The 12,118-nt window shown below is 35.9% G+C and carries 10 protein-coding genes; 1 reads left to right on the top strand and 9 read right to left on the bottom strand.

What is annotated here, in order from left to right:
- Nucleotides 1-557 precede the first annotated feature (557 nt).
- The 3 genes from alr to acpS all read right to left on the bottom strand — a co-directional run bounded on the left by alr (nucleotide 558) and on the right by acpS (nucleotide 3,499).
- Nucleotides 558-1,706 (bottom strand): alanine racemase, encoded by a 1,149-nt coding sequence (gene alr / locus J2S19_RS17850; protein WP_307344541.1) that lies wholly within the window; start codon nucleotides 1,704-1,706, stop codon nucleotides 558-560.
- A gap of 126 nt (nucleotides 1,707-1,832) precedes the next feature.
- On the bottom strand, nucleotides 1,833-2,864 hold the full coding sequence (locus J2S19_RS17845; RefSeq protein WP_307344539.1) for a LolA family protein: 1,032 nt from the start codon (nucleotides 2,862-2,864) through the stop codon (nucleotides 1,833-1,835).
- Between the two features lie 263 nt (nucleotides 2,865-3,127).
- Nucleotides 3,128-3,499, bottom strand: a complete 372-nt coding sequence (gene acpS, locus J2S19_RS17840; RefSeq protein ID WP_307344537.1) for a holo-ACP synthase — start codon at nucleotides 3,497-3,499, stop codon at nucleotides 3,128-3,130.
- Nucleotides 3,500-3,621: 122 nt separating this feature from the next.
- Here acpS and J2S19_RS17835 point away from each other — a divergent pair, with 122 nt between their 5' ends.
- Entirely contained in the window at nucleotides 3,622-4,221 is a 600-nt protein-coding gene (locus tag J2S19_RS17835; RefSeq protein ID WP_307344535.1) for a rhomboid family intramembrane serine protease, read from the top strand.
- Nucleotides 4,222-4,339: 118 nt separating this feature from the next.
- On the opposite strand, the gene J2S19_RS17830 is transcribed toward J2S19_RS17835, so the two are convergent.
- From J2S19_RS17830 to J2S19_RS17805, 6 genes are all read right to left on the bottom strand, one after another.
- Nucleotides 4,340-5,761: a PH domain-containing protein gene (locus J2S19_RS17830; RefSeq protein WP_307344533.1), complete on the bottom strand. Its 1,422-nt coding sequence runs from the start codon at nucleotides 5,759-5,761 to the stop codon at nucleotides 4,340-4,342.
- A complete protein-coding gene (locus J2S19_RS17825) occupies nucleotides 5,751-6,230 on the bottom strand; it encodes a PH domain-containing protein (protein ID WP_307344531.1) in 480 nt (159 codons plus the stop codon). Before J2S19_RS17825 ends, J2S19_RS17830 begins: the two co-directional genes overlap by 11 nt.
- 286 nt (nucleotides 6,231-6,516) lie before the next feature.
- A complete protein-coding gene (uvsE, locus tag J2S19_RS17820; RefSeq protein WP_307344529.1) occupies nucleotides 6,517-7,482 on the bottom strand; it encodes a UV DNA damage repair endonuclease UvsE in 966 nt (321 codons plus the stop codon).
- A gap of 177 nt (nucleotides 7,483-7,659) precedes the next feature.
- Complete coding sequence (gene cshA, locus J2S19_RS17815; protein ID WP_307344527.1) at nucleotides 7,660-9,153, bottom strand: degradosome RNA helicase CshA; 1,494 nt, start codon at nucleotides 9,151-9,153, stop codon at nucleotides 7,660-7,662.
- Between the two features lie 410 nt (nucleotides 9,154-9,563).
- Entirely contained in the window at nucleotides 9,564-10,280 is a 717-nt protein-coding gene (locus J2S19_RS17810) for an alpha/beta hydrolase (RefSeq protein WP_307344525.1), read from the bottom strand.
- Nucleotides 10,281-10,666: 386 nt separating this feature from the next.
- Nucleotides 10,667-12,034: a UDP-N-acetylmuramoyl-tripeptide--D-alanyl-D-alanine ligase gene (locus J2S19_RS17805; RefSeq protein WP_307344523.1), complete on the bottom strand. Its 1,368-nt coding sequence runs from the start codon at nucleotides 12,032-12,034 to the stop codon at nucleotides 10,667-10,669.
- Between the last annotated feature and the right edge of the window lie 84 nt (nucleotides 12,035-12,118).

The following is a 12,118-nucleotide window of genomic DNA, read 5'->3' as shown; positions in this document are numbered from 1 at the left end:
CGAAGAGCGTTAGCGATTCGATGTTGACTTATCGTAAGGAGGATTGTGAAGTTCACTAGGCGCTAGGCGTCGTAGCTAGACAATGAAAAGCGGAGACGCCTTAGTCAGCGACGTATGAACTGGAGCAATCCGCATGAGATAAAGGAAACACGAAGAGCGTTAGCGATTCGATGTTGACTTATCGTAAGGAGGATTGTGAAGTTCACTAGGCGCTAGGCGTCGTAGCTAGACAATGAAAAGCGGAGGCGGCTGGGCCTGTTCAGAGCCGTTACCCACTTTCAACCTTTCCAGAAACATTGCCCTTATATTGCCTCTCTTGATTTAATCCGGTAAATAAGCCAATCACAGACAGAAGTATGAAACATTACATAAACTTCTATTCATGATTGGCTTATTAACCCAAATTATCCCTTACGCTTCTATGCTCATTGGTTTATTAATGCCCTTCAATCCTAAAAGCTAAGAAAATCTTGTCTATTTATTACCCTTCACTATTATCGTCAACAATTCATAATTTATTCATTTTCTTTAATGATTACTCATAATTCATCGTTTTCTTATAATAATGGATTATCTACTCCAAATACGGTTCCGTTTTTTACAAAAACTCTCGGTACCCGTGTTGAAATCATACATGTTACTTCATAATTAATCGTATTTAAATGTTTAGCAACTTCATCGACCGGTATATATTCGTCCCCTTGTTTACCAATGAATGTAACCCTTTCTCCTACCTGATATTTTCGAGGCAATTTTACCATACACTGATCCATACAGATTCGTCCAACTAACGGTGCTCTTTCACCATTCACCAAAACAGCAACATCCCGCAAACTCCTTAACCAACCATCTGCATATCCAATTGGAATTGTGCCGAGCCATTCGTCTTCTTCTGCTTCGTATGTTGCTCCATAGCTTACCTTTGTCCCTTTCGTTATCTTTTTTACATGCACTAGTTTTGTTTGTAAAGAAAACGCCTCTTTTAAAGAATAAGGGAGTTCATCTTTAATTTCTGGAGAGGGTGAGAGCCCATACATAGATATCCCAAGCCTTACCGCATTATACAGTTTATCTGGGAACCGTAAACCTGTAGCACTGTTACCACAATGGATTAATAAATTTTTTTGCGGGATTTTATTTATTAAATATTGAAATTTATTATACTGTTCGTGAAAATAAGTAAGGTCTTTCTCATCCGCTGTAGCAAAATGTGTATAAATACCTGTTATTTTAAAGGCGGAGTTATCATCTACATAATCAAATATTTTTACTAAATCATGCTCGTCACGAACACCTAACCTACTCATGCCCGTATCAAGCTTAACATGCACATTCACTGCTTCGCCCTTAAGATAGCCCTTTGCTTCAATTAACCATTCTAATGAAAAAATCGTTAATGTGATATTATGCGCGCTGGCTATGTGTACATACTGGGCACTAGTTGCACCTAGAACCATAATAGGTGCAGTAATGCCATTGTTTCTTAGAGCTATCGCTTCATCTAAAAAAGCAACAGCAAGCATCGTTGCCCCTGCATCTAATGCTGCATTTGCCACCTGAAATGCACCATGCCCATACGCATTAGCTTTCACTACTGCAATAATTTTCACTTCATTGCCAATATGTTGTTTCATCATTTTAACGTTATATTCGATTGCATCTAAATTTACTTCAACCCATGTATCTCGATAAATTTCATACTCCATAACATTTATCCTTCCTTACACTACTAATATCAATATTATCTCGATTACACAGCATAGTTGTCAAATCGTGTATATAAAAAACTGATGTTAAAAAGAAGAACGGGAGGCATTTGCCCCCCGTAGTACTTATTTTGCAGTTTGACCTTGGACAGATTTCGCCACCATCAGCATTTCATCCTCTGTTAAATCTTCAGAAGCTAACATGTAGTCAACACCATCATGTGTCCATGTTAATGAATTATCGGACATTGCACCGATTGCAAATCCTAAATCAGTAGGCTGACCGTTCACATATGTTGAAGTTGAAGCAGAAGCCGGTGCTGCAATTTCAGCATTTTCTTGAATTAGCGTAAATGATTTATCTCCACCACCGAATGTGAGAATAACTCTCTTTCCATTTTCTGTTTCGACTTCCTTCTCTTCAATTAATGATACTCCTTCTGGCTGCTCAAGTGGATATTTTACTGCAAATGATTCGTTGTCACCAGTTGCCATTGTTGGAATTTCAATTTGTGCACTCGACATGTTTTTCTCTACATCAAAAGCGTTGTCGTCAAATGATGCATTGAATTCAAACTCTGAGAATTGGACAACGACAAGTGCTTTTCGGTCTGTATCCATTACTTTCACTGTAGCTGGCGATAAGTCCTTTTTGTTAAACGTGATTTCTTGTGTTGGCAGCATTTTATTATTTTGATAGTTGGTCTTTGTTTCAAATACATAATTAGTTTCTGATGCCGTAAATTTCGTTTCTGGATCATTTACAATGTCTTGTATTAATGATTCATATAAATATGCTTGGCTACTATTTTGCGGCCATTCACTTTGGAATCGGAAGCTTTTGTTTAATGCCGGAGTTAGCACAAATACCCCATCATCGTTTCGTAAAATCATTTGACTTTGCTCTTTTTGAGAGTTTTTCAAGTTAACTCTGTAAAAGTCAGGTTCCTTATGCCATATTTCAATTTCGTATTCTTGAGGTTCACTACCTGTTTCTAGAGTCATCTTACCTTTGGCTTTATAACCGGACATTTCCTCAATCTTCTTTTCTAACGCATTTACTACATCTGTCTGTGATTTCTCGCCACACGCCGCGAGAACGATTACTGTTAAAAGCCCTACAAAAAATAACATTAAGCTCTTTTTCAACATGTTCAACCCCTTTGCCTCATATAACGTTAAAAAGGAAGAAATTCGTTTGCTAGACCTCATCTTTATTGAAAGACTCTGATAAGCAATATTTTTAAAGCCAACTATCAATAGATGAACTCTTAAACAACTTGTCTTCCCTATCGCATTACCAAATATATGAGACAAACATTCCTAATATGCTAACTAAATTTCTGAGTTAAACATGTAACTTTAAAACCTGCAAGATTACTTATATATTTATAAGCACTTGTTTAGCTATTACACTAAAATTAGCTTTTAGATTCAATAATGACCTGGGCAGCTGCGTATTGTCTAGTATGTGTGATTGATACATGTATGTGTTTCATTTCATGTGAATTGTTCTTTAATATTCTTATGTAAGGTTTTCCTTTATCATCATTTACTACTTCAATATCTTGGAACCCTATCTCTACGCCTATTCCTGTTCCATTAGCCTTCGAATACGCTTCTTTTACCGCAAATCTCCCAGCTAAGAACTCAACCTTTCTTTCTTTTGACAGTGTAATGAATTTTTCTATTTCCTCAATTGTAAGTATTCGCTTTATAAAGCCCGGTTGACGATCGACAATTCTTCTAATCCGGTCTAGCTCTACAATATCTAAACCAATACCTTCTATCATATGTAATCCCACCAATCCGTTTGCTTTGTTGTACTATTTCTAACATCTTGTACATAACCGTGTTAGTATGAATAAGAATCACACTATTTAGCTCGATACTATATTTGTTAGGAGGTTAATCAATGTTTACAAGATCCGAGAACTTTCAAACATTTACTTCATTATATCCTGTTGTTACATTTATAGCCGCAATCCATATAATATTCTGGATATTATTTCAAATTCCAATCCCAACGATTCAAATTTTCCTGGGTCAACTAGATGGTTACAACGCCGGAATTGCTAGCGGTGAATATTGGCGACTTGTTACCCCTATCTTTCTCCATATGGGACTTAGTCATTTATTTTTCAACACTGTTTCACTTATTTTATTCGCTCCTGCATTAGAAAGAATGCTAAGAAAAGGGAAATTCATTTTAATTTATTTATTTACCGGTATCCTCGCAAATATTGCAACATTTTTGATAGAACCTTTACAATACTCTCACCTCGGAGCATCCGGTGCGATTTTTGGCTTATTCGGTGTATATTTATTTATGGTCTATTTCAGAAAGGAGTTAATTGATAAGGCAAATTCACAAGTCATTCTAAGCATTCTCGTAATTGGTGTAATTATGACGTTTTTTACTGCAAACACAAATATAACCTCACATATATTCGGTTTAATAAGTGGATTTTTATTAGCTCCCCTTTTCTTACAAAAAAATAAATACAACAGCTAATTGCCACCAAAAAGAGGGTGGCTCATATATCATTAGCCCCCTCTAACACATTGTTATTTAGATTTTGTCCATTGTATATAAAGATTTTGAAACGGAATTTTGGAGTCACCGCGTCTTTTTATATATACCAACTCATGATTTCGTCAACATCTAGTTCATTCATATCTTTAATAGTAAATTGACGAGCAATTAGCCCGGACTTTATCGATATAGAAACAGTTTGTAATTGATTCCTCTTTTGAAAATAAGTTGTTTTCCCTTTAATCGACTGGATTTTATTCCTTTTTATTAACACCATTGTTTTTGAGATAAATCGATAGCGAAGGTTTAATTGATTATCGATGATTATCCATCCAGCATCTTTAAATGTACAATACCCCCAATATAAACTAATCGGAAGAATGATTAAAGAAAAGAGCCCCCATGGCATAAAGTAATAACTCAATAGAACAACCGGTATTAATGCAATAAGTAGTTTCCTTGTAACATATCGTTTTTTCGACTTTTGGGGTAATACATTTAATGATTCTTGAATTTCAAAGTCTGGGAGGTATTCTGATAAAAGACTTTTTACTATTTTGCTAGATACTACAGGAAACAGGATAGTTGAAGTATCATTATCTCCTACACTCCCACCAGCTGTTTCGATATGAATAGTTGAATAGCCTAATAGTTGTCTAATTGGATTTTGTACAATTCTAATTGCTTGAATCCGTGATAATGGAATCGATAATTGCTGTTTTTCAAAAATACCTTTTGAAATCTTTATCTCTTTTTCATCTTTTATTACCGTGAAATGTGCATATTTTAAAATTACACCGATGACACTGATAATCCAAGTGATAAGAAAGGCAATAAACACTAATGAAATGTATACAGTGATACTCGCATTTGTCAAAAATTCAAATTGGTCAAAAATTTTCTCATATGGAATGAATTCCTCAAATTGTGAAAAGAATGCTGCGATTGCAGATAATATTACCCCAACACCACTCGAAGTTGATGCGGCGACAAGTAACTCCTTCTTCGTCATCTTATAAGTAGGAAGTTGTTTTACAACACTACCATCTTCCTCAATTTGCACAGGAGCCTTCTCTTGTTTATAACTAGCTATCGCCTTTTCAATACTCTCAGCATCGACTCGTTTTACAGCGATTAATTCCGCCTCAGCCTTTATTCCCCCGCTTGCCGTTTCTATTTGTACTTTCACGAGTTTAAACAACTGCTGAATAATACCTGCACTAATATTAATCGTTTGAATTCGTTCTATCGGGATGTAGCGTTTCTTCTTTACAAAAATACCATGTTCAATTCTAACCTCACCATCTTCTACGCGATAGGTGAATTTTAGCCAATCTAATATACTTATGACGATAACACTTGTTACTAGCAAAATCGCTCCTAGAATAAAATAAATATTAAAATCTACATTTTTACCGAAAAAAAATAAAAACACAGCTGGAACAACATATGATTTAATAACGCTTATCAAATTTAAAATAATTCCAATTGGGTGAATTCGCCTTGGTTCAAACATCATCATCGTTCACCCTAGCAAGATTTGATATTTTATCCCTTAACGCCTCTGCTTCTTCTATATCTAGGGCAGGAATTTCATGTGTTGTTGCCGCAGTCGAAATTTCAATTGATGCTAAATGATGCTTACGTAATAATGGTCCTTGATGTGTATCGACATGCTGTACCCTAACCATTGGGATTAAAACTCTTTTCACGATAAAAAAACCATATTGGAGATCAATTTCATGTTCATGTACCTCATAGCGCCAGACACGATGTTTTATCTTCGGAATAATAAAGATTGTTACTATTGAATAGGTCAACCACACTGCAGCAATAATAATCGTTACATAGTAAGGCCATTCTAATAGATGGATGCCTACTCCCGCCCCTATAGCTACTAGAAGTAATACTCCTGCTATAATCATCGCACTTAACCTCCACACAGTAAGTGCTTTTACGCTAATCTTATTTTTCGGTAGTTGTCGCAAAAAACTCTCTCCTCTTTGTTCATGTATGTATTAGAATTTTATTTATAACGACATTAGAATCTTTGTTAAAGACCGTCTTTGTCTATTGGCACCTACTAAACGAATATAGTTGTTAAAATTTCTATATGACGAAATGGTGTTAGTACTTTTGCAGAAGTTTACCCTTTTAGCAAAAATCAACAATTTTCTCGTATGTGCCAAATCAAAAAAGGCTCATTTATTATAACATAATAATTAAGCCTTTTTTGTAATATTATGTAATTCTTCAACAGCATTCTGATAAAAGCTAATGAATTTTAAACGTTGTTTTATCAATCCACTCTATTTCAGTTTGCTTGTTTAAGTCATCTACTAACTTGAATAGTGCATTATCTTTCTGCTTCGCTTCAATCATGCAGTCAATCTGAGGTGTACTACCCTTTATTGTATTTAAAAATGACATGAACATATTGACATCTATATAATCTGAATGTGCGCGAAACTCCTTATCGGATTTTGGGCTTGATATGTGCATCTTTGGTGGTAAAGTTGAGTATTTCCATGTATCCAGTATTCTCTGCCATTGTTCTGTCCAATTATCTTCTTCATGATAGGCAAGATGATGGTGATAATCAAACACTTGTGGTACTCCTAACTTTTCACACAAATATAATGCATCCATTAAATTGAACGTTGTATCGTCATTTTCTAGCATAAGCATTTTTTGTAGGGAGACAGGAATTAACCCCCAGTTTGATATAAATTGTTCAAGTGATTTTTCTTTATCCGCATATGCACCACCTATATGGAGCACACATCGATGTTCCGTTGATATGTTCATCCCTTTTAAAAGCATTTCATGCATTTTTAACGTCTTCAGTGACATCTTTACAATGTTTGTATCTGTCGAGTTTAAAACAACAAAATGGTCGGGGTGAAAGTCTACTCTCATCGGGTGCGTTTCTAAGAACTGACTTATTTTTTGCAAACTTGGATTAAGATTCTGCATATATCGCCAATCGCGTAGTTCATCATGATTAGCAAGAGGGATGAGCTTTGAGCTAAAACGGAAAAAATGTATTTCATTTGCTGCGTTATGCTTAAGTAATCTTAAACAATTATCAAGGTTAGATTGCGCAATCTTCTCTAGCTTTGCAATTGCCGCTTCACGGTCCTTTATTTTGCTAAACTGCGAAAATGTCATTGTTTGTGAAGGAGAACAATTTTGAAGATTCATACTCATTGCTACATATCCTAAACGTACAATCGTCATGATGGCATCCTCCTTATCCATTTAAGATAATCAAGACATAGCTTTCCCTACTTTATAACTTATAAATCATGCTCACAATAAGTTGCTTTCAGTACAGATAATTCTCTGTAAACAAATACCGATGACTAATCCAAACATAAAAAAATCGATTCCTGAACGGAATCGATTTTATGATTATTATTTTGAGTTTGAGTAACGACGTTTACTATTATTACCTTTGCCGCGGTCACGGTCACCATATGACGATGAACGGTTATTTGGTTTCTTTTGACCGTCTCTGCCTCGATAATCTCCTCTTCGACGATTATTAGAAGAAGATGAAGAACGTCCCTTATTTTTAGACTTCGAATAAAGTGGAGCTTCTTCAGTTAACTTTACTTCAACTGAGTTAGGCTCTTTTGTCATAAATTTAATTGCAGCAGCTACTACATCCTGTGCATCAAATTCTTCCAGCAGCTCTTCAGCAGTTCGCTTAAAGAATGCAAGGTTTTCACTATCAATAATTGAACGTATTTTTTCAACTGTCATCTGTTGTTGACTTTCAATCGCTTCATCAACAGTTGGCGGCTTCATACGATCCATTTTTCTTTTAGTTGTCCGCTCAATATTTTTAACAATGTCTAGTTCTCTTGGTGTAACGAACGTCATTGCCATACCAGTTTTACCAGCACGTCCAGTACGACCAATTCTATGCACATAGCTTTCTGGATCCTGTGGTACATCAAAGTTATAGACATGTGTTACTCCAGATATATCTAACCCACGAGCAGCTACATCTGTTGCAACGAGAACTTCAATGGCACCTTCCTTAAACTTACGTAAAGTTGACATACGTTTTGCTTGTGTTAAATCACCATGGATTCCTTCTGCTGTATATCCTCTTAATGTTAATGCTTCAGAAAGCTCGTCAACACGACGCTTCGTACGACCGAAAACAATTGCAAGCTCTGGAGACTGGATGTCGAGTAATCTTGTTAAGACATCAAATTTCTTACGCTCATGTGTTTCCAGGTAATATTGAGTAATGTTCGGCACTGTCATTTCTTTCGCTTTCACTTTAACAAGCTCTGGATCCTTCATGAATCGCTCAGCAATACGACGAATTGGATCAGGCATTGTTGCAGAGAAAAGTAACGTCTGGCGCTCTGACGGTACATTTGAAAGTATTGATTCAATGTCTTCAATAAATCCCATGTTTAACATTTCATCTGCTTCATCTAAAACAACAGTATGAACTGCATTTAAACGGATTGTTTTTCTGTTAATATGGTCAATTAGACGTCCTGGAGTACCAACAATAATATGTGGATTTTTCTTCAAAGAACGAATTTGTCTGTTAATATCTTGACCACCATAAATTGGAAGTACACGTGAACGTTTGTGATATCCAATTTTATAAAGCTCTTCTGATACTTGAATTGCCAATTCACGTGTTGGAGCCACAACAACTGCTTGAATTTGTTCTTGTTTAACATCAATTTTTTCAATAAGCGGAATACCGAACGCAGCTGTTTTACCTGTACCTGTTTGAGCCTGTCCGATAACGTCCTTGTTTTGTAATCCTAATGGGATTGTTTGTGCCTGGATTGGTGATGGCTCTTCAAAACCCATTTTACTTATTGATTGCATTAGCGATGAACTTAAACCTAAATCTTGAAACGTTAATGTCAATGTATTCATACTCCTTCTATATCGTTTACTGTAAATATTTACAGACCTTATAGGTAATAGATTTCTAAATCGCATTCATAATGAATCGATGTATTATATTCAACCTTAGCTTTCTAAGCTAAAAAAGTAATTATTCATTGATGAATCATCATGAAAACAGTCAGATGTCAAAATGCACATTAATACTTTTGTACGATTCTAACGGAGAGAGCAAACGATTATCGTACTTATAGACCCGAGATGTTAATCTTACACAAATTAGCCTCTTGTTTGGATTCCGTTCCCTTACTATCACACAAAAAAGCCCCTCTTTATTCAAACAAGGGCAGCAGTTACCTTATTTAAAGTCCGCAAACACTTTAAAGGTAATCATACCACTACCTATCTGTTTTTACAACTTAAAGTACAATTCATGATAATGAGTTAGGTATCAAACTTCTTTCATCAGATAGAAATTCCTCAACATGTTTCCTTAATTCCTCGTAATCGTCCCCATAGCAAATATGGTGTTTTGAAGATGGAAGAAGCTTTAATTCCTTCATAGGAGATGGAATTGTTTTATATAAAAAATGCGCGCTTTTTACTGGAACAATGCCATCACGTTCACCTTGTATGATTAGAACTGGTACTGTTAAGTCCTTCAAAATGGGTCTAACCATTTTGACAAGCTTCTGAAATTCCCGCGTTGCTTTTATTGGGGTGTTTCGTAATTTTGTTCGATAACGAACATAAAGCTCATTTTGTTTTAATTGACCTCTCCATGCGTCTCTTACAACTTCAAGGCAATCTAATAACAGCTGTTTAGGATTTATGTAATAAGCTGCGGCACTTAACAAGACAAGCTTCTTAACCTTGTATTTGGCAGCTAAATAGGAGGCAATTATTCCGCCCATTGAAAATCCGATTACATAAACCTCATCTACTTCATCCATAAGTGTGATAAGTTCCTGCTCTGCATGTGCAACCCACTCGTTATATGTATGCCCTTTTAACGATAGTGTTACACCATGTCCCGGCAACGTAGGAACTTTCACAACCCATCCCATTTTCTCCTCTATATCTTTAGCCAACGGTTCTACTTCATAAGGTGCACCTGTAAAACCGTGGATAAACAAGCAACCAATCATTAGAAATGTATACCTCCTTTTATTAAAAAGCTATACACAATACTAGTAATGGTGATAATCGGTTTTGTCTTTAAAATAAGTCTCTTTTCTAAAAGATTTTTTTAAGAACTTTTTTAAGGGTTGGTTGTAACGTAAGTGTGAGACTCCTGCGGTATGCGTGGGAGAGGTGAGACCCCGCAGGCATTTACGCTGAGGAGGCCCACCACCCACCCCACCGAAAGCGAGTACTGTAGCGCAGGCCAACCCTAAACGATAACTCTGTAAAAGCAACAATGTTTACGAAAACAGCCAATATATTTTAGGAATCCATATTACTAGCTTTCACTTTTTAGGAATGTTTCATCCCTCATTAAGATATTTTTAAATTACTTTGAATTTATACGATGCTACATCATCGAATTTACGACGTCCTCAAGTTTCATTCCTCGTGAGGCTTTTACTAGTACAACATCACCAGTATGGGTTAGGCTCTTTAATGTATTAACTAAAGCTTCTTTGTCCTCAAAGTGGCGAACAAACTCCTCTGAAATTACTTGTTTTGCCCCTTCAGCAATCTCTGCCCCTAATTGTCCATATGTTAAAACATAGGTTATTTTGCCAGGGTCTATTGCTTTTCCTATTTCAAAGTGATAATTCTTTTCGTCTTTCCCTAACTCCAGCATATCTCCTAATACTACGATTTTTTTATTGAAACCATCTAAGTCTTCTAACAGATTAATTGCAGCTCGCATAGAACTAGGACTTGCATTGTAAGCATCATTAATAATAGATATACCTGACGATGTTTGCTGAAGTTCTAAGCGCATTCCGGTTACTTTCAGTTGTTGAAAGCCCTTTTTAATATCAGCAGTTTTTACGTGATAATGTCTTGCTACAGCATAAGCAGCTAATGCATTTTGAATATTATGCTTACCTAGGACAGGTAAAGAATATGTTTCTTCAGCAATTTGAAATGTTGTACCTTTTACTTTTTGTGTAATTGAAGTTGCAAAATAGTCATTTTCGGTACTGTTACCGAAAGTTATTGTCTTTTGTGTCTTAGTAGGAACCCGTTCTTGTAAGAGCGGCTCATCTCCATGATAAATTAAAATTCCCTCACTCTTCAAACCATTTACTATCTCTAATTTTGCCTCAGCAATCGCTTCACGTGAGCCTAAATCCAGCAAATGTGCCTCACCAATATTTGTAATCACTGCAACATCAGGCTTTGCAATGTTAGACAGGAGTTCAATTTCCCCCTTACCACTCATCCCCATTTCTAAAATAACAATTTCTGTTTCCTCATCCATACTTAATATCGTTAATGGCAGACCGATGTGATTATTATAGTTTCCGTTCGTCTTATGTATTTTATATGTAGTCTCTAGAACAGCTGCTACCATATCTTTTGTCGTAGTCTTTCCATTACTCCCTGTAATTCCGACTACTTTTGGATTCACTTGTTCAAGATAGTTTTCAGCTAAATCCTGTAATGCAGTTAATGTGTCATCAACATATATGACTGGAATATCCAGTGGTGGATTAGGCACCTTCCGTGACCAAATGATCGCCTTAGCCCCTTTATCTATCGCAGTGCTGACAAATTTATGACCATCAAAATTCTCTCCAACAAGTGGAATAAATAAATTTCCGTTCGCAGTTGTTCTAGTATCTGTTGAAACACCTATTATATGGTTGTCTTTGTCTTTGTCTTTGACTTCAAGCCCTGAACCATTTACCATCTTTTCTATTTCACGCAACGTTCTGCTAATCATTTTATCGCTCCTTTATCCGAGGTTTCTTGCAAGTGATTTTCATAGTATCCACACAACATATATTTGTTTTTAAACGCTGAGTTT

The organism is Metabacillus malikii (assembly GCF_030813355.1).
GTDB lineage: Bacteria > Bacillota > Bacilli > Bacillales > Bacillaceae > Metabacillus > Metabacillus malikii.
The sequence above is the reverse complement of the archived record's forward strand: the minus strand, read 5'-3'. Positions and strand labels throughout refer to the sequence as shown.